Source organism: Enterobacter asburiae (assembly GCA_011754535.1).
Classification (GTDB): domain Bacteria; phylum Pseudomonadota; class Gammaproteobacteria; order Enterobacterales; family Enterobacteriaceae; genus Enterobacter; species Enterobacter cloacae_N.
Genome location: JAAQVN010000001.1, coordinates 1,686,881 through 1,706,596, shown reverse-complemented (window position 1 = coordinate 1,706,596; position 19,716 = coordinate 1,686,881). Strand labels below are relative to the sequence as shown.

Here is a 19,716-nt window from a genome sequence, read left to right as displayed (position 1 = left end):
GCGCCGCTCTTTGTAACAAAACGCCTCAGGACGCGTCTGCCGTGGTTTCCGGCAATGACTCCGGCGGCTGCGGCGCAAAGCCACGCAGCCCGACAACGTGCACGTGTTCGCTGTTCTGGAACACTTTACGCACCAGTTTATAGGTGGTGCCTTTTTCAGGGCTGATGTTTTCCGGTGCCGCAATAATGAGCTGCATATCGAGACGTTCGCAAAGCTCGAACAGCGTGGCAATAGAGCGGGCATCGAGACGCGCCGCTTCATCCAGGAACAGCAGTCGGCATGGGGAGATATCTTTCCCGCGCAGACGACGTGCTTCATCTTCCCAGCTCTGCACCACCATCACCAGAATTGACATCCCGGTACCGATGGCTTCACCGGTAGAGAGCGCCCCGGATTCCGCACGCAGCCAGCCGTCTGAACCACGGTTAACCTCAACTTCCATTTCCAGGTAGTTGCGGTAGTCCAGCAGCTCTTCACCGATGGTTTGCGGCGTACGCTGGCCCATATCAATCTGCGGATTCAGGCGCTGATACAGCTTCGCCAGCGCTTCGGAGAAGGTCAGACGGTTGCTGTTGAACAGATCCTGATGCTGCTCGTGCTGCTCAGAGAGCACTTCCAGCAGCGTCGCGTGGGCTTCACGGACGTTGACGTTAAGACGCACGCTGTTGACCTGACCAAACGAGACGCTCTGCAGCCCCTGGTTCAGCTGGCGGATACGGTTCTGCTCGCGCTGAATGGTTTTGCGAATGATGTTCGCCACACTGCGGGAGCTGATCGCCAGCTTCTGCTCGCGGGAGGTCAGCTCTTCCGTCAGACGCCCCAGCTCAATTTCCATCTGTTCGATGGCTTCGACTGGATCGTCGGTACGGATGATGTCCTGACGAATACGCTCGCGCAGGTGCTGATAAACGGCCACGAAGAACTGAATTTTACGTTCAGGACGTTTCGGATCCTCTGACATGCGCAATACATCGCGCAGATGTTCGTTATCCGCCACCGCCAGACGCAGCGCACCCAGCGCCTTATCCGACATCGAACGCAGCTCATCGGCAGAGAGGTATGCCAGCTCGCGACGGTGCAGGCGACGTTCAACGTTGTTGTCTTTCACCATGCGCATCACGGCGCACCAGCCCGCTTTCGCCGTCACGACCTGCTCACGCATTTCGTGATAGTCGCGCTCCAGCTTGCGCAGGCGACGGGTCAGGTTATCCATTTCCGCTTCGCAGAAGGTGAGCGCTTTCTCCAGCTGATTACGACGCGCACGGTTATTGCTGAGCTGGCTATGCAGCTCATCACGACGAATGCGCGCGCGCTCTTCCGCCCCGCTGTCGGCACGGACGCCAATGTCCTGCAGCTCTTTCTGCAGGTCGTTTAACAGCTCTTTCTTGGTGTCGAAGGAGCTTTTCAGCGAGGCCAGCACCTGGTTGTACTGATTCAGCTGCGCCGAGTGGCTGCGCATCGCTTCGCGAGCGCGGGTACGTTCGGCTTCCGCCTGCTCAAGGCGTTGACGCAGTTTTTCATTCAGGTCGCTGTTACCGCTCAGCATTTCAGCCGAATCGGAGTAGCCGAAATGGGCCCGACGCTGCACCACTTCCGTCAGGGCAAACGCCTGCTGGCGCGCCTCGCGCTGCACCTGCTGCGACCAGGCATAATCTTCTTTTAACTGCTCGAACTGTTCCGGGTCGCTTTGCAGTACAGACACCACGGGCTCCAGCTTCGCCAGCTGGTTGCCGTGCTGCTGCACGAAACGCGCGGCTTCCTGGGCTTCATCCAGACGCTCCTGGATCTCATCCACGCGGTCGGCCAGCGTATCATCCGCCAGCAGGTTGAGGCGCGGCAGGATGCGGTTAAGGGCAGCGACGCCCTCTTTCGCCTGTTCAAACTGGACGCGGCTCTGCTGGTTGTCACTTTCATGACTGGTAATCGCGCGCTCCAGCTCGCCACGGCGGGTATTGAGCTTGCGGATTTCCGCTTCCGGGTCGGCTTCAAACGCCACGGCGAGATGGCTTCCGATAAAGCGGCTGAACGCCTGGTGCAAACGCTGGGTTTTCTGCACGTCAAACGACAGGGTCGCAAAACGTTCAGACAGCGTTTCACGCTCGGCGTGCAGGCTCTCGATGCGGCTTTCGCGCGCGGCGCGGCCAAACAGCGGCAGCTCGGGGAAGCGGGAATAGCGCCACTGGCGATCGGCGATTTTCACCACCACCGCTTTTTCCAGCTCGTCAACGCTGAAGACGCTATCATCGAACGACTGCGGATCCCCTTCGATCAGATAGAGATCTTCCGGACAATCCTCAAGCCCTGCCAGCTGCTCAGAAATCAGTGACAGATCCGGCACCACGATTGCGTTGCGGGATGGACCGTACAGCGCGGAGAAATACGGCGCATCGTCCAGGCCAACGTCATCGTAAATCTCAGACAGCAGTACGCCGCCAAAACGCTCGGCCAGGGTATTCAGACGCGGATCTTCTGACCCGCCCGGCTGGCTTAAGCGCTCGATTTCTTCATCCACGTCACGCTTGCGCGCGCCCACTTCGTCACGCTCAACGATGGCTTCGCGCTCGCGCTCCAGCAGCTGCTGCAGGTATTCGGTCACCTGCTGGCTGGATTCAAACTCCTCGCCACACTGTTCGCTGAGCTGGTTCAGGCTGCTTTGCGCTGCCAGCCAGACCGGCGCACGCTCCAGAAGCGTCTTCGAACGAGACTGAAGCTGCTCCAGCTCCTGACGCAGCGTCATACGCTGTTCGCTGGCGTTTGATACGGTATCAGACAGGGCCGCAATACGTGCTTCCAGCTCCTGATGCAGTGCCTCAAGCTCGTCGAAATCGTATTGTTTGCCCTGGCGCTTGCAGAACTCAGCGAGCAAACGCTCGGCTTCCTGCTGCTCGCGCAGGCGCTGTTCCAGTTCGTTCAGGCGCATACGCAGCGGCTGCACCTGTTCGGCCAGATGGCGCTGGTTCACGCCGTCGCGCAGCAGTTCACGGGCTACGTCCCAGGCTTCATTACGCGCCAGCGGGCCGTTAATCGCGACCACCAGCTGATAAGCCTGCTCAAACTGGCTGTGCGCCGTTTGCGCGACGCTCATTTTCTGTTCAAGCGAGAGCAGTTTCTCGGTGGCTTCCTGCTCTTTGGCCTGGAAGGTATCCAGCCACTCGTCGGCGCTGTCCGGCGTCAGGTCTGGCAGATGGCACAGCTCTTTCGCACGCTGTAGCGCCTGCAGCGCCTGGTTGTACTGAATCGCACGCGTCTGCTGCACGTCCAGCGCCTGCTGGTAATCAGCAAGCTGGCTTTTCAGCTCGTCCACTTCCAGCTCGGCAGCTTCGGCGCGGGCTTCGTTCTCTTCCTGCATCTCGGCGGCTTCGGCCACCACTTCATTTTGCTCTTCAAGACGAATCTGCAGCTCATCGAGATCCGCTTCATAGCGCTCGATTTTCTCCTGCTGGCGCAGCGCGGTCTGCACCAGGTTCAGGTGATCGCTGGCAGCCTGGTAATCAGCTTCCAGATCGCCTTCGGCACCGTTGTGCTCGCCCAGCTCGCGCGCCATCTCGACGTGCTTGTACTGCTCGGCCACCAGCTGTTTACGGGAGGTAAACAGCTCGCGGCGGTATTCTAACGCCTGGTCGAGATGCACGCGGCGCTCGTTGGCGTGACGCATATAGTCCGCCGCCACGTAGTTGGTGGCTTCGCTGATCAGGTGTTTAAACAGGTCGCGGTCAGACTGGGTAACGCGAATGGCTTCCAGCGTCATGCGGTTTTCACGCAGCGCCGCTTCCATATCCTGGAAGGCCTTACGCACGCCGCTGTTTTCCGGCAGCAGGTAGTCTCGCAGGGAGCGGGTAATGGCGCTGGAGATACCGCCGTACAGGGAGGCTTCGATCAGACGGTAGTATTTGCTACGGTCTGATGCGGTGCGTAGACGGCGCGCCACCACGCCCAGATCGAACATCAGGGAGTGGTAATCGGTAATCGAGTTGAACTGCTTGAACTGCACGCCTTCAATAGCTTCGAGCTTGTCCTTCAGCTCCTGCAGCGTCAACACGCGCGCCTGGCGTTCGTTCAGGGTTTCCGTGAGCAGCGCGGTCGGCTGCACGGAGGTTGGCAGCCCCTGGATGGCAAACGGTTTGATATCCACTTTACGGTCGCGACCGGCGACCTGCTGCAGGCGCACGCCCACCACCACGCGCTGGTGACGCGAGTTAATGACGTCCAGCACGGAATAACAAACGCCCGCTTTCAGCTTACCGTGCAGACCTTTATCACGGGAGCCGCTTGTCGCGCCCGCTTCGGTGGTGTTACGGAAGTGAAGCAGCGTCAGATCGGGGATCAGCGCCGTAACAAACGCCGCCATGGTGGTGGATTTCCCCGCCCCGTTACCGCCGGAGAGCGTCGTGACCAGCTCATCCAGATCGAACGTTCGGGCAAAGAAGCCGTTCCAGTTAATCAGCGTCAGTGAGCGAAATTTACCGCGTTCAATCATTACTCTTCCTCCCCGCTATCCGGCAGATTCTCTTCATGCTCGTCGTTGAGCTGCAAATGGTTTTCCACCGGCATCGCTTCACCGTCGCGGATCATGCGAAGCTGCGCTTCACGCGCGTCATCGCCCGCACGCACGTCGGCGCCGAAGCGGAAGACCGATTCCGTAATGCGGAATTTGCTGCTGTCGTGGCCCATAAACCAGACCATCCCCAGACGGCGCAGACGGTTCAGGGAAGAGCGAACCTTTTCCTGTAATTTCTGACGATCGAGATCCGACCCCGTGGAGCGGTTGTTCACCAGCTTGAGCAGCTTGCTTTCATCCGCCAGCGTCAGCAGCTCGTCGTAAAGTTCCTGCTGGGTGAAGATCCCTTCATTCGCCAGACGTTCCGGGCTGAGATAGAGATAGCAAAGAATTTTGCCGACCATCATGTCCAGCTCGGAGAGAACAGAGCGCGGGATCAGGGTCGTGGAGCGCGGGCGCAGGTAGAAAAAGCCTTCCGGCGCGCGGATAAGCTCCACGTTATAGCGGGCGTAAAACTCTTCCAGGTACTCCTGGAAGTCCATCAAAAAGGCGTGATTATCCAGCTCGTCCAGGCCAATGTGACGACCGGCACGTAGCTGGCTGTCCAGCGCCGGAAATAACGGATTCGCCAGCGCCTGTGCCAGCTTAACTGGCATCACTTGTTCAATATTTGTCAATGACATGCGCCTGTACCTTGGCTCCGTAATCGTTAATTGGCTGCCACTTCGGCGGCAGTCCGGTGAAATCTGCTTGCGCGATACCCAGGCGCACCGCCTGGTCTACCACAATGCGGGCAACGTCGAAGTGGCGCGCGCGAGGATATTGCGCCAGATAGTCGCGCACCACGAGTCCAAGATCCAGCGGCGCTTGTCTGGTTTTGTAGACAGCGAGCTGTTCTTCGATCATGGCCGCAAGCTGCTCGCGAATTTCGTTGAATTCTTCGTACTCCAGATCCGGCGGCAGTTCACCGGTCACCTCTTCATCGCGCAATGCCATCTCTTCGTCGCGCATATCCAGCAGACGATCGGCATTGGCATAGGTCAGCGCCCACGGCGCATCAAAGTAGGTCTGTACCGACTGACGCAGACGCTGGGCAAAGACGCGGTTTTTATCCATATCAATCGCGGTACGGATAAATTTATGCACGTGGCGGTCATAGCCGATCCACAGATCGATCGACTGCTGGCCCCAGCTGATAATGCGGTCGAGTTTACTCTGCAGATCGAACACCAGACGGTCGATAAAATGCAGATCGTCGTGCGCCAGGGTCGCGTCCTGGATGCGCAGCAGGTTGGCCTGCAGCTTGTCCCCTGCGGCCTCCAGCGTATCCTGCAGTTCACGCAGAGTACCGGAGGTTTCTGACAGCAAAAGTTCACAGCTGGAGATGGCCGCTCGCCAGTCTTTATTCAGCAGCTGCGCGATATCGTCTTTCACCTGCTGCTGCTGTTCGTCCATCAGGCGCTGGGTGAGATCGATACTGTCGAAAATCTCGGCCACCGAGTATTTCAGCGGCGCGTAAACGTTGCGATGCCAGTGGAATTCGTCACCGTTTTCATCCGCCGCATCGGCGGCGCGCTTAAGCTCACCGGCCACGATCGAGAGCTGCATGGAAAGACGCAGCGTGGAAAATTCGCGCTGGCGAATATAGTAATCGGTGATGCCGATGCCCAGCGGCGTCAGGCGATAGATGGCGTTTCCTTCCGCCTGCTCGCTGGTAAAGCGGTTCAGCAGACGTTGACGCACCATATCGTTGATCGCGTTGTTGGCACGCACGCTAATGGTTTCGCTGGTTTGCTCAAACGCATCACTGACGTGGCGGAACGCATCCACCAGTTCACCCTCGCTCATTTCACCGTCCAGCCGCTCGCCGTTCAGCGTGGCAACCGCCAGCAGGAAAGAGAGTCTGTCTACCGGCAGCGAGATGGAGAAATCGTTTTTCCTGGCCCAGGCAACCAGTTCGGGGACTGTCTGGGAAAATTCACTCATAGGTTATCCTTGCATCTGCGGCTTGTGCGCGGTGACGTGAATATAGCGGCCAAGGCTGACAAAAGGCTCCTGGCGGCAATACCGCGTTTCTAATTCTGTTAAGGTGTCAAAACAGTCACGCTGTTTGTGTTTTTCACGCAGATAATCATGAAACACCCTGACGCCCGTCTTCCCGACGATCTGCCAGCCAATCTCTTCCAGCCAGCCGTAAACCTGCTGCGGATCGCGCGGATAGTCCGGGGAAAGCGTGCGTTTTTTCTTTTTAGGCATCCCGACCTGAACATAGTCGAAGTTTCCTGCCACCATATTGTGCATCAGGAAGCCGTTAGCATTGTAGAACATCAGCGACAGCGTGCCGCCCGGGCGCAACATCGACCACAGGGTTTGTAACACGCTTAGCGGATCGGCTACCCACTCCAGCACCGCATGAAACAATATCAGATCAACCTGGGTTTCCAAATGCTGTGCGATGTCCTGAGCGGCGCATTGTATAAAATGCATGTTGTCGCTCACACCTTTCTCTTCTGCGGCACGCGTCGCGCGGGCGACCATTTCAGCAGAAAGATCGCAAAGCGTGACGTGATGACCGAGCCCGGCCATTTTTATCGCCGTCTGCCCTTCACCGCCTCCGGCGTCCAGTACGCGCAACGTTTGGCCGCCAAAGGTAGCCAGAATGGTGTCCAGATCCTGCCAGAGGATCGTCTGACGGAGCTGTCCTTTCGTGGTGCCATAAATGTTGCGCGAAAACTTTTCCGCGATGTCATCAAAATTGCGATCCCGCATTGGGAGAGTTCCACTCGCTAACTGCAAAACCGCTATTTTGTCACACCCGCGCGGAGAATGAACCTCTCTGGTGTAATATCACGGGTAATCACCTGCTATATGGTCAAAAAAGGAACCAAAAAGGATGCTTTTTACCCTTAAGAAATACGTTGGAGGGATGATGCTTCCCCTTCCGCTGCTACTCATCATCATTGCGCTGGGGCTGGCGCTGGTGTGGTTTAGTCGCTTTCAGAAAAGTGGCAAAACGCTTATCACGTTCGGCTGGCTTGTCCTGCTGCTGCTGAGCCTGCAACCGGTGGCGGATGGCCTGTTACGTCCCATCGAAGCTAAGTACCCAACGTGGCAGGGAAACCAGAAAGTTGAATACATCGTGGTGCTGGGCGGCGGATATACCTGGGATCCTGACTGGGCCCCCAGCTCGAACCTGATTAACAACAGCCTGCCGCGGCTAAACGAGGGCATTCGCCTCTGGCTGGCGAATCCGGGATCAAAAATGATCTTCACCGGCGCGGCGGCAAAAACGAACCCGGTGAGTACGGCTGAAGCGGGCGCCAGAATCGCGGAATCGCTCGGCGTCCCGCGTTCCTCGATTATCACCCTGGACAGCCCAAAGGATACCGAGGAAGAGGCCGCTGCGGTGAAGCAGGCGATTGGCGATGTTCCGTTCTTACTGGTGACCTCCGCCTCGCACCTGCCAAGAGCGATGATTTTCTTCGAGAAGCAAGGCCTGCACCCGCTTCCCGCACCGGCAAACCAGATGGCCATCAGCGCGCCGCTCAACCCATGGGAGCGGATTATTCCATCTCCGATGTGGCTGATGCATAGCGATCGCGTCGGCTACGAGACGCTCGGACGCCTCTGGCAGTGGCTGAAAGGATCGTCAGGCGAGCCAGGGCAGGAGTGACCTCGCCGCAAGATCGAAGTTGGCGCGATTGAAACGTCCGGTGTTGACCAGCTGCGCCACTTCGTCCCAGAGCAGGTAGAGCCAGCGTCGCCAGAGAAACGCCTCTGCAACGGGCGCGCGTTGAAGGTAGTGCCACAGTAACCCTTCCGCCGCCCCGCTGTCGCTGAGCCTGAACAGCTCATATTCGCGCGGCGCCCAGAGCATGATCCCCGGCCCCAACATTGCCAGAAGCTGATCGCTGCGGGAGTCCTTTAGCATGCTGCGCAGAGTAAAATTGCCGTGGATCAGAACGCAGTTGTCATTAAATCCTTCGAACAGTGCCGGTAAGCACTCGCGGGTGCGAAACAGGATACGTTTGTCCTGCATGGTTAAACCGGTATTGTTGAACTGGTTAAGCGTCCCCCACAGCACTTCCACCCGCTGGCGATACCACAGCGGCCACAGGTTTTCCTGAGTGCTGTCGACCGGCCCGACGAGCCCGCGGCTATCCTGGCGGTGCCAGGCCAGCAGCGCCTCGACAATCTGGTCTTTCAGCTGCTCCCAGCGTTCCGGCGTGCGCGCGGGCGCTTCAACGGGCACGCCGCGCAAACGCTCAATCAGCAGTACATCCGGACCGGGGTGTTCCTCATGCGTCATCACGCCGTACACGGTCGGCATACGGACGGTCCCCTCCCTCGCCAGCATCGACATTTTCCACGCAAGCTGCCTGGCAACGCCCGGCGAGGTGAAACTTCTGGCCATCAGCGGCATCGGGTTGCCCTGGCTGTCATACAACGACCAAAGTGCGGTATCGGCCTTTTCACTCACGCATTCGACCCGGCTTAACTTCTCACCCAGCAGATGGCTAAGTTCGGCACGCAGCTGTTCCATATGAGATTACCCCCATTAAGACTACTGCTTTTATAATGAGCGCACAGCGTGAAGATGTCACCCGGAAGAGATCAATTAGGGTAAAGAAAGGGGAATTAGCGGGGAGAGGACATCCCCCCGAAAGGAGGGATGCAGGCGGGATTAGCGCAGCTCGGCGCGGACGCGCTCAAGATCTTCCGGCGTATCAACACCCGTTCCCGGTACTTCGCGGGCAACGGCAACGTGGATTTTTTCGCCATACCAGAGGACGCGAAGCTGCTCCAGCATTTCGATATGCTCCAGCGGGCTCGGCGCCCAGGCAACATAGCGACGAATAAAGCCGGCGCGATAGCCGTAGATCCCAATATGACGCAGGAAGGAATCACCGATGGTCTCTTTTGATACCGCAAAGCGATCGCGATCCCAGGGGATCGTGGCGCGCGAGAAATAGAGCGCGTAGCCTTCGGCATCCATGACAACCTTCACCGCATTCGGATTAAATGCCTCTTCAGCGTGGTGAATGGGCACCGCGAGCGTCGCCATACCGACCTGGCGCTGCGCCAGATTCTCCGCCACCTGACGGATAATAACCGCCGGGATCATCGGCTCGTCGCCCTGCACGTTTACGATGACCGTATCGTCACTGAAACCACACTTCTCAACCACTTCCGCCAGACGCTCGGTGCCGGACTGGTGATCGGCGCGGGTCATGCACACCTCACCGCCTGCGGCTTCAACCGCGCGGGCGACATCAGGATGGTCGGTTGCAACGATAATGCGGTCGGCACCGGACTCACGCGCCCGCTCAAGGACATGCACAATCATCGGCTTGCCGTTGATATCCACCAGAGGTTTACCCGGCAGACGCGTTGAGGCATAACGCGCAGGAATAATGACGACAAAACTCATGGTTTGCTCTCTTCTGCCACCAGGGAACGGGCTTCGTTTTCCAGCAATACCGGAATGCCGTCACGCAGCGGGAAGGCCAGACTGTCCAGCTTGCAAATCAGCTCCTGTTTATCCTGGCTGTAGTAGAGTTTGCCGTTGCATACCGGGCAGGCAATAATTTCAAGTAAACGGTGATCCATAGTTCCTCCGTATGGGTAATCGCTAAAGCTTAACACATTCCCTTTTCAGGGAGTGCCTGTTTCCCAGCCACTTCGACAGGATGTGAATAACCCGTCAGGTGCCCGGCCAAGCGTCACGTCGTGAGCTCCCTGCCAACGCGCGAACTCGCTAATGGCGGAGGTTAGCCCTTTTTCCAGGCTCGCAGTGACCCTGACGCCCTCTTCCAGATAAAGCGCAATGACTTCCAGCGTGCCGGTCTTGCGGTGCATTTTGGCATCCATGCGGCCGACCAGTTGCCCCTTGTGCAGCAGCGGTAAAACAAAATAGCCGTACTGCCGCTTTGGCGCCGGGGTATAGCACTCCAGCCGGTAGCTGAAATCGAATAGCTGCTCAGCGCGCTTTCTGTCCCAGACCACCGGATCGAAAGGTGACAACACCGCGCTGTGCGTTGCCCGGAGTTTCCCCTCCAGGGCCTCGGGCAGCAGAGGGAGGAGATCCGCATGCAGCCACATTTCTCCCAGCGTTTCCACCGTGACGGGAATGACTCGCTGTTCGCGCTGCCATATCTCCAGCAGCGGCTTCAGCGCGGGCTGGCGAAGGCGGTAATAATCTGCCAGCCATTGCGCACGGAAAATACCCAGGCTGCGGGCGCTGTTTTCCAGCATGATGGCTTCGGCGGCCTCCTGAGTAAGCATGTCGCGCTCGTCGTCCCAGTGGGGCATCACGCGATGCGTCAGGTCATAAACGCGCTGAAAATTACGCCGTTCAATGACCATGACTTTGCCTGACGTGAATAACCCTTCCAGATGACGCTTGTGCGGTTTCCACTCCCACCAGCCGCTTGCACCTTTGCGGGGATGTTCAAAATCAGCGGAGCGAACGGGGCCTTTTTCCTGAATATGGCTGATAAGCTGCTCTATTTCGGCCGCGTGTTCCTGCATCCACGCCTGCCGGTATTTCCAGCCCATCTTTTCCGGGGCAAGCATACGGTGGCGCACCAGGGCAAAGTCGCTGCGGGGCAGGAAGCAGGCTTCGTGCGCCCAGTACTCCATCAGCTCCCCTTTGGAGAGCGCCTCATCCAGCCACTGCGAAGGATAACTTCCCAGACGGCTAAACAGCACCAGGTAAGGGCTACGGGCCACAATATTAATGGTGTCGATTTGGAGCAGCGACATGCGCTGGACGGTAGAGAGGATATCGGCAGGCTGCGCGCGGCGGCGGGGCTTTTTGAGCAGCCCCTGCGCGGCAAGGTGTAAATGACGTGCGGCTGAAAGCGAGAGTTGCGGTAAAGACATGCGTTTTCCTGTCAGTCAAAGCGCCACCAGAACCGCGTAAGTCTCTACTGCACCAACGCAATCAGTTCCTTGAGCAATTGTTCCGGCTTTTCGCCGCTGAGTTCAGCGTCAACCGGCAGGTACCACCAGTTTTCTTTCGCAAAGGCACGGCATTTCACCGCATCTTTTTCGGTCATGATCAGCGACTGTCCGGGCACGGTCAGGGCATCCACCTGCCCTTCCACCAGCGCCTGATGGTCGGCCAGCGGAACGCGTTTTTCAAGCCGGGCGCCACACTGCTCCAGCGTCGCGAAGAAGCGCGGCGGATGACCAATTCCCGCCATCGCCACCAGTGAAGGTAGCTCAGCAACCGACCGGCGTTCACCCGTCGCCAGGTTGACCGCCAGACCCGGCTGCAGGTTCATCGGGATTTCACCCGATTTTGCCTCACCACCGTTCACAATCACTGCATCAACGGACTTCAGTCGCGAAGCGCGTTCGCGCATGGGGCCAGCAGGCAGCCACCAGCCGTTGCCGAAACGGCGAACGCCGTCAATAACCACAATCTCTTTATCACGCGCCAGAGCGTAATGCTGCAGGCCATCGTCAGTGATGATGATTTGTACCGCCTGTTCGGCAAGCAGTGCCTGAACGGCGTCGCTGCGGACCGGGGAGACCGCAACCGGCGCGCCGGTACGCTGGAAAATCAATACTGGCTCATCCCCCGCTTCTGCGGTCGTGGTTTCCGCCGACAGCAGCAATGGGTAATGCGCCGCTTTGCCACCATAGCCGCGCGACACCACGCCGGGGCGAATACCGCGCTTTTGCAACTGCTCTACCAGCCAGATCACCACCGGCGTTTTGCCGTTGCCGCCCGCCGTGAGGTTACCCACCACTACAACCGGCACCGGCGCGCGCCAGGCGCGCTTGATCCCCAGACGGTAAAACAGGCGAATAGTGCCGCTCACCAGGCCGTACAGCCAGGAAAGCGGCAAAAGCAGCAGCCACAGCGGGGATTCACCGGACCAGATGCGTGCAATCATTCGCCGAACTGCATCTTATGAAGCTGGGCGTAAACGCCGCGGTGTTCCAGCAGATCAGCATGGCTTCCGCGTTCAACAATGATGCCGTCCTCAACCACGACGATCTCATCCGCCTGCTCAATAGTGGACAGACGGTGCGCAATCACCAGCGAAGTACGGTTCTTCTGCAGTTCATCCAGCGCCGACTGAATCGCGCGTTCAGATTCCGTATCCAGAGCAGAGGTTGCTTCGTCCAGGATCAGAATCGGGCTATCGCGCAGCAGCGCGCGCGCAATGGCGATACGCTGGCGTTGACCGCCGGAGAGCAGTACGCCGTTTTCACCGATTATCGTATCCAGACCGTTATCCATCTTGTTGATAAAGTCCATTGCATAGGCCATACGCGCGGCGTTCTCAATCTGCTCGCGGCTGTACTCGTCAGTGCGCGCATAAGCAATGTTGTTGGCAACCGTATCGTTGAAGAGATGCACGTTCTGAGAAACCAGCGCAACCTGGTTACGCAGCGACTGCAGGGTGTACTCCCGCAGGTCGTGGCCATCCAGCAGGATCTCACCTTCGTTAATGTCGTAGAAACGGGTGATGAGGCTGGCAATGGTGGATTTACCGGAGCCGGAGCGGCCTACCAGCGCAACGGTTTTACCTGCCGGAATCGTCAGGTTGATATTGCGCAGAGCCGGCGTTTCGCGGCCTGGATAGGTGAAGGTCACGTTGCGGAACTCAACGTCGCCGCGCGCACGCTCTACCTCGCGTTTACCTTCGTCTTTTTCCTGTTCGGAATCCAGAATGCTGAACAGCGTCTGGCAGGCGGCCATCCCGCGCTGGAACTGGGCGTTCACGTTCGTCAGGGATTTCAGCGGGCGCATCAGGGCGATCATAGAGGAGAAGACCACGGTGATGGTACCCGCCGTCAGTGTCTCCATTACGCTCGGGAAGCTTGCCGCATAGAGAACGAACGCCAGCGCCAGTGAGGCAATCAGCTGAATGATCGGGTCAGAGATGGAAGAGGCCGAGACCATCTTCATCCCCTGCAGACGCATTTTGTTGCTGACTTTGTCAAAGCGTTTGGTTTCGACTTCCTGACCGCCGAAGATCAACACTTCTTTATGCCCTTTCAGCATCTGCTCTGCGCTGGTCGTCACCTGCCCCATGGTGTTCTGCATATTTTTACTGATATTGCGGAAGCGCTTCGAGACGACACGGATAGCAATAGAAACTATCGGCGCCAGAACGATAAGGATGATCGACAGCTGCCAGCTGTAATAGAACATCATCGCGAACAGGCCGATGATCGACGCCCCTTCACGCACGACGGTAATCAGTGCGCTTGAGGACGAGGAGGCTACCTGCTCTGAGTCGTAGGTGATGCGGGACAGCAGCGTCCCGGTAGACTGCTTGTCAAAGAATGAGACCGGCATGCCCATCATGTGGCTGAACAGACGACGGCGCATGGTCATAACCACTTTCCCGGAAACCCAGGAGATGCAGTAGCTGGAGATATAGCTGGTGATACCACGTAAGATCATCAGCCCGATAACCACCAGAGGCATCCATAGCAACACTGAGCGATCCGTTTTACCAAAACCGTCATCCAGTAACGGTTTGAGGAGCGATAACATAAAAGTATCGCTGGCTGCGTTGAGAATTAACGCTACACCCGCCACGATCAGGCCTGCTTTAAAAGGTGCAATCATCGGCCAGAGTCGGCGGAAGGTTTGCCACGTGGAGAGATCTTTGTCGTTATGCATTCAAAAAACCAGCATTTGTTGAAATAGCCGCATATTCTACCCGTTATCTACGGGCGCGCCAAACCACTGATGATACCAACGTGGTAAAAATTGATCCCGCAAGAGCCGGATTTGCCAGCGATGGTGCGAAAACGTCACCGATATTTGCCCGGAATGGGGGGTATCGTGCCAGATATACCCCTCTTTTCGATAACGCCGGACCACTTTAACCGACGGGAACCGCCATGCGTTGTAGCGGGCCGCTGAATCCAGCGCAATCTGTCCATCCACCCGCTGTACCAGCGGCAAAGATGACGAGGTATTGCTGCCGTGATGCGGTACCTGTATGAGTGTTGACGTAAGATGTTTCCAGTAATGGCTAAGCATAGCCTGTTCTGCCTGTGCTTCAATGTCTCCCGTCAGCAGAACGCTCTGCTCGCCGTCGTCAATTTTTACCACGCAGGAGTGATTGTTCCCCTGAGCCGGATAATTTTCAGGAGGCCAGTGGACGGAGAAGGTTAACCCCTGCCATCGCCATTTTTGCCCACGAAAACAGGGAAGATGCCCCGCCAGGCGCAGCGGACTTCTTACCCATATCTCAGGCCATGCTTTTTGTAGCGATGCAAGGCCTCCCGCATGGTCGAGGTGCTCATGGCTGAGAATAACCCCCTCTGGCCGCAGGTGATGCCAGCGCAGCCACGGTATGATTAACCGCTGCGCGCTATCCCCGCCCGGCCAGGCGAGCCCGGTGTCATAGAGAATGGCTTTACCCTGCCGTTCAATGACCATTGCCAGCCCCTGCCCTACATCCAGCATATGTAGCGTCCATGCGTCGCTTTTCGCCGTTCGCCAGAGGGGAAAAGCCAGTAAGACACTTCCAGCCAGACAAACGGCAGGAACGGTTTTCCAGGCACGAAAACGCCAGCCGATGATGATAAGCCAGGGCAGTAACGTTATGTATTGCCAGCGTTGATCCACACTCTGCCAGCCGTCTGGCAGGCGCATCAGCAGCCAGAACAACCCGGCAAGCGCCTTATCGGCCGTATACCAGATGCCGCTTTCCAGCCCCGCCAGTGGCAGCAGATGGAGCAGCATGCCAAGTAAAATCAGCGGTACGCAGACAAACGTCACCAGCGGAACGGCAAAGAGATTGGCGATCAACGATGAAATGCTAAAGCCATGGAAAATCAGAACCTGTAACGGCATGAGAAGCAACAGCATGCCGACCTGAAGATAGAGAAGGTTCAGCAGCGGCCGAATACGTCGAGCCCGTTGCCAGTCAGGAAGCGGTAGCCACTGAAACCAGAAAATCAGCGCGGCGACGGCAAATGCAGACAGAAGCAGACTCTGCGATAGCATGGCTAAGGGATCGCTTATCAGGATCGCCGCGACACAGCAGATCCACACCTGCCAGGGAGACCACTGCCGGGCACCGATGCGCAGTGCCGCCAGCACGGCAAGTGCGATGACCGTGCGTAGCGCGGGCGGCTGCAGGCCGGTCAGCCAGGCGTAGAAAGCGGCAAAGCATAACCCGGCCAGCAGAGGCATTTGCCAGTGGACACGATGGCAAGGTAATAAAAACTGAAGCCCGCGCGTGAGCAACCAGACGATGGAGGCCGCCAGCGCGATATGCAGGCCCGAAATCGCCATCAGATGCAGCGTGCCGGTTTCACGCATCAGGTCTTTTATTTCTTCTGGAACATCCAGACGTTCCCCCATCCCCAGCCCGAGGATCACTGCGCCCCAGCGATATGCAGAAAGTCGGTTTTGCAGCGACGTCAGGTATTGCGCTCGCAGACTGCAACGCCCATCGACGAGTTCTGCATGGGTAAAGCGCCCGCTCAGCGTTTGATGGCGGGCAATAGCGCTGCGCTGGGGATCATACCCTCCGTCGTTCAGTTCGCCGTGAGCCGGCCTGAGCCTGAGGGTCATTGCCCAGCGCTGACCGGCGCACGCTTTCTGCGGCAGATAATGACCATAAAGCGTTACGCCCGTTGACGCCCACCAGCGTTGGCCATCAACGGTGAGTATTTTTCCCTGATGCACAGTGGCACCATCAGTGGTGGAGATTTCTACCTCGGCCTGTACGGCACCTGTGGTTAAATGCTGCATCGGCCAGACGCTCTCTTGCGCAGCCAGAATGCCCCACACGCAAAAGAGCAGCGTAAGCCCCACATACTTAAGCCGTATGTTTTGGCGTGCGGCCAGTGCAGCCCCGCCAGCCATCATTATCCACACGGTATAACGCGATGGCAGTTCGGGTAACCAGAGTAACGGGGCTATCGCCAGAATGGCGCAGATACCTAAAGCGGGAATTCCCATTGCTACCTCCCTGTTTCAGGGTGGCAGTATGCTAGCGGGTGGTGCGGGTCGTCAGGTAAGAAGGATGCGATTTACAGCAAGCGCAGCAATGTATTTTATGCGTTACAGAAAACGAAACGGAAAATGCGAGGCACCTTCAGAAAGAAAGCGACGGGTACAAAAAAAGCACCCGCAGGTGCTTTCTTTCGAACCCAGTTTAACCGGCTGGCTAAACTCAGTTGCCGTAAATATTGGCGCGATCGCGCAGCTCTTTACCCGGCTTAAAGTGTGGAACGTACTTACCTTCCAGCTCGACTTTATCACCAGTTTTCGGGTTACGCCCGGTACGTGGAGCACGATAGTGCAGAGAAAAACTACCGAAACCGCGGATTTCAATGCGCTCGCCCTGGGCAAGAGTGGAGGCCATATGCTCCAGCATCTCTTTTACGGCATCTTCCACTGCCTTGGCAGGGATATGCGGTTGCTGACTGGCAAGTCTTTCAATCAATTCTGACTTGGTCATGATTCCTCCGGTTCCTTTCAAACCAATTAGCTGAACAGCTCATTAAACAAGGGCGGCCGTAGCCGCCCTTTGTTATTGATTACAGGACGAATCCTGCAATCTGTCAAGTCTGCTCCTCATCCTTCGCGCTGTAAATGCGTTACAGCTCAAATGATGCCGAGAACCTGATATTACTCGCCTTTAGCTGCTTTGAAAGCTTCAGCCATTGCGTTGTTAGAGAAGTTTGCATCTTCCTGTTTGTTAACAGTTGCGATTGCATCTTTCTCATCAGCTTCGTCTTTAGCACGAACAGACAGGCTGATTGCACGGTTCTTACGGTCAACACCGGTGAACTTAGCTTCAACGTCGTCGCCAACGTTCAGAACCAGAGTGGCATCTTCAACGCGGTCACGTGAAGCTTCAGAAGCGCGCAGGTAACCTTCAACGCCGTCAGCCAGTTCTACGGTTGCGCCTTTAGCGTCAACTGCAGTCACTTTACCGTTTACGATTGCGCCTTTCTTGTTCAGTGCAACCCAGTTGTTGAACGGATCTTCTGCGAGCTGTTTAACGCCCAGGGAGATACGCTCACGCTCTGCGTCAACCTGCAGAACAACTGCAGCGATTTCGTCGCCTTTTTTGTATTCACGAACTGCTTCTTCGCCTGCAACGTTCCAGGAGATGTCAGACAGGTGAACCAGGCCATCGATGCCGCCGTCCAGGCCGATGAAGATACCGAAGTCAGTGATAGACTTGATTTTACCTTCAACACGGTCGCCCTTGTTGTGGGTTTCCGCGAACTGCTGCCATGGGTTGTTTTTGCACTGTTTCAGGCCCAGGGAGATACGACGACGTTCTTCGTCGATATCCAGAACCATCACTTCCACTACATCACCAACGTTAACAACTTTGGATGGGTGGATGTTTTTGTTGGTCCAGTCCATTTCGGAAACGTGCACCAGGCCTTCAACGCCTTCTTCGATTTCAACGAAGCAGCCGTAGTCGGTCAGGTTGGTTACGCGACCAGTCAGTTTAGTACCTTCTGGGTAACGCTTAGCGATAGCTACCCATGGATCTTCGCCCAGCTGTTTCAGGCCGAGGGATACACGAGTACGCTCGCGGTCGAACTTCAGCACTTTAACAGTGATTTCGTCGCCCACGTTCACGATTTCGCTTGGGTGCTTAACGCGTTTCCACGCCATGTCGGTGATGTGCAGCAGGCCATCAACGCCGCCCAGGTCAACGAATGCGCCGTAGTCAGTGAGGTTCTTAACGATACCTTTGACTTCCATGCCTTCCTGCAGGTTTTCCAGCAGCTGATCGCGTTCTGCGCTGTTTTCGGATTCGATAACGGCACGACGGGAAACAACAACGTTGTTACGCTTCTGGTCCAGCTTGATTACTTTGAACTCAAGCTCTTTGCCTTCGAGGTGCAGGGTGTCACGGACTGGACGAACGTCTACCAGTGAACCTGGCAGGAACGCACGAATACCATTCAGCTCAACAGTGAAGCCACCTTTAACTTTGCCGTTGATAACACCGACCACAGTTTCAGCTTCTTCGTAAGCTTTCTCCAGCGTGATCCATGCTTCGTGACGTTTAGCTTTCTCACGAGACAGCAGGGTTTCGCCGAAGCCGTCTTCTACTGCGTCCAGAGCAACGTCAACTTCGTCACCAACCTGGATTTCCAGCTCGCCCTGGGCGTTTTTGAACTGCTCAGCCGGAATGGCGGACTCAGATTTCAGACCGGCGTCAACCAGTACTACGTCTTTGTCGATAGCAACAACAACACCGCGAACGATGGAACCCGGACGGGTTTCGATTTCTTTTAAGGATTCTTCAAACAGTTGAGCAAAAGATTCAGTCATGTTTAATCTTCAGGTTAATATTAACGTCCACCTGGCTCCGTGCCGGATGGGGTTGTTTCACATACCCGCCGTCAGTCCATTGCAGCGGGGGTACTGCTAAATCGGTCGCAATTACGCGAGTGCCAGTTTTTGGCGCGCATATTGTAGCGCTTTTTCAATCACTTGCTCAATAGTTAAACTGGTTGAATCCAGTACTAAAGCATCTTCTGCAGGAACAAGTGGTGCGACGGCGCGGTTACGATCGCGGTCATCGCGCTCTTTTATCTCGGATAAAAGGCGATCAAAGTTAACACTAAACCCCTTTTCCTGCAACTGAAGCATGCGGCGTTGAGCACGCTCTTCCGAAGAGGCATCAAGGAAAATTTTTACTGGTGCATCAGGAAATACTACGGTTCCCATGTCGCGTCCGTCAGCGATCAGACCCGGGGCTTCACGAAACGCACGCTGCCGACGTAGCAGCGCCTCGCGAACGCGTGGGAAAGCGGCCACCTGAGAGGCCGCATTAGCGACTTCCTGCGTACGGATTTCGCCGCTCACGTCTTCACCTTCCAGAATCACTTCCAGGTTGCCATCGGTGGAAACAAAACGCACATCCAGATGCGCAGCCAGCGGTACCAGCGCTTCTTCAGAGGCGACATCCACATGATGATGCAGCGCAGCCAGCGCCAGCACGCGATAGATTGCTCCCGAATCTAAAAGATGCCATTGCAATGCTTCCGCCATCGCTTTGCACAGAGTACCTTTCCCTGCGCCACTCGGCCCATCAATGGTGATTACCGGGGCAATTGCCGTCATCTTTTTCTCCTTAAATAAGGCATACCGTTAACATGAACGCCGCGCATTATACGCGCCAACGTGCGCAACTGTTACCTTTGCGTGCAAATTGCGGAATGATTGAAGCAGAGTGTAGAAGAAATGA

General features: G+C 56.8%; 15 protein-coding genes. 1 reads left to right on the top strand and 14 read right to left on the bottom strand.

Translation table 11 applies throughout. From position 1 onward, the window contains the following. Window positions 1-25: 25 nt before the first annotated feature. From mukB to cmoM, 4 genes are read right to left on the bottom strand one after another with little or no spacing between them, the layout of a single operon-like run. Window positions 26-4,477 (bottom strand): chromosome partition protein MukB, encoded by a 4,452-nt coding sequence (gene mukB, locus HBM95_07920; GenBank protein ID NIH42857.1) that lies wholly within the window; start codon window positions 4,475-4,477, stop codon window positions 26-28. Next, a complete protein-coding gene (gene mukE / locus HBM95_07915; GenBank protein ID NIH42856.1) occupies window positions 4,477-5,181 on the bottom strand; it encodes a chromosome partition protein MukE in 705 nt (234 codons plus the stop codon). Before mukE ends, mukB begins: the two co-directional genes overlap by 1 nt. Continuing rightward, window positions 5,162-6,484, bottom strand: a complete 1,323-nt coding sequence (mukF, locus tag HBM95_07910) for a chromosome partition protein MukF (GenBank protein NIH42855.1) — start codon at window positions 6,482-6,484, stop codon at window positions 5,162-5,164. Before mukF ends, mukE begins: the two co-directional genes overlap by 20 nt. A gap of 3 nt (window positions 6,485-6,487) precedes the next feature. Then, a complete protein-coding gene (gene cmoM / locus HBM95_07905) occupies window positions 6,488-7,267 on the bottom strand; it encodes a tRNA uridine 5-oxyacetic acid(34) methyltransferase CmoM (protein NIH42854.1) in 780 nt (259 codons plus the stop codon). A 124-nt stretch (window positions 7,268-7,391) separates the two neighbouring features. Here cmoM and elyC point away from each other — a divergent pair, with 124 nt between their 5' ends. Continuing rightward, complete coding sequence (gene elyC / locus HBM95_07900; GenBank protein NIH42853.1) at window positions 7,392-8,171, top strand: envelope biogenesis factor ElyC; 780 nt, start codon at window positions 7,392-7,394, stop codon at window positions 8,169-8,171. Here the strand turns inward: elyC and HBM95_07895 are convergent. The 10 genes from HBM95_07895 to cmk all read right to left on the bottom strand — a co-directional run bounded on the left by HBM95_07895 (window position 8,148) and on the right by cmk (window position 19,592). Next, entirely contained in the window at window positions 8,148-9,041 is an 894-nt protein-coding gene (locus HBM95_07895; protein ID NIH42852.1) for a YcbJ family phosphotransferase, read from the bottom strand. The two genes, elyC and HBM95_07895, sit on opposite strands and share 24 nt — an antisense overlap. Before the next feature lie 141 nt (window positions 9,042-9,182). Further along, window positions 9,183-9,929, bottom strand: coding sequence for a 3-deoxy-manno-octulosonate cytidylyltransferase (gene kdsB, locus HBM95_07890; protein NIH42851.1), 747 nt, complete (start codon window positions 9,927-9,929; stop codon window positions 9,183-9,185). Then, complete coding sequence (locus tag HBM95_07885) at window positions 9,926-10,108, bottom strand: protein YcaR (protein ID NIH42850.1); 183 nt, start codon at window positions 10,106-10,108, stop codon at window positions 9,926-9,928. The genes kdsB and HBM95_07885 overlap by 4 nt, the downstream gene beginning before the upstream one ends. 45 nt (window positions 10,109-10,153) lie before the next feature. After that, complete coding sequence (locus HBM95_07880; GenBank protein ID NIH42849.1) at window positions 10,154-11,383, bottom strand: winged helix-turn-helix domain-containing protein; 1,230 nt, start codon at window positions 11,381-11,383, stop codon at window positions 10,154-10,156. Between the two features lie 44 nt (window positions 11,384-11,427). Beyond that, complete coding sequence (gene lpxK, locus HBM95_07875; GenBank protein ID NIH42848.1) at window positions 11,428-12,405, bottom strand: tetraacyldisaccharide 4'-kinase; 978 nt, start codon at window positions 12,403-12,405, stop codon at window positions 11,428-11,430. Continuing rightward, complete coding sequence (gene msbA, locus HBM95_07870) at window positions 12,402-14,150, bottom strand: lipid A ABC transporter ATP-binding protein/permease MsbA (protein NIH42847.1); 1,749 nt, start codon at window positions 14,148-14,150, stop codon at window positions 12,402-12,404. The genes lpxK and msbA overlap by 4 nt, the downstream gene beginning before the upstream one ends. 36 nt (window positions 14,151-14,186) lie before the next feature. Beyond that, window positions 14,187-16,451, bottom strand: a complete 2,265-nt coding sequence (locus HBM95_07865; GenBank protein NIH42846.1) for a ComEC family protein — start codon at window positions 16,449-16,451, stop codon at window positions 14,187-14,189. 214 nt (window positions 16,452-16,665) lie between these two features. Then, window positions 16,666-16,953, bottom strand: coding sequence for an integration host factor subunit beta (gene ihfB, locus HBM95_07860; GenBank protein NIH42845.1), 288 nt, complete (start codon window positions 16,951-16,953; stop codon window positions 16,666-16,668). Between the two features lie 170 nt (window positions 16,954-17,123). After that, on the bottom strand, window positions 17,124-18,797 hold the full coding sequence (gene rpsA / locus HBM95_07855; protein NIH42844.1) for a 30S ribosomal protein S1: 1,674 nt from the start codon (window positions 18,795-18,797) through the stop codon (window positions 17,124-17,126). Window positions 18,798-18,908: 111 nt separating this feature from the next. Continuing rightward, window positions 18,909-19,592, bottom strand: coding sequence for a (d)CMP kinase (gene cmk / locus HBM95_07850; GenBank protein ID NIH42843.1), 684 nt, complete (start codon window positions 19,590-19,592; stop codon window positions 18,909-18,911). Between the last annotated feature and the right edge of the window lie 124 nt (window positions 19,593-19,716).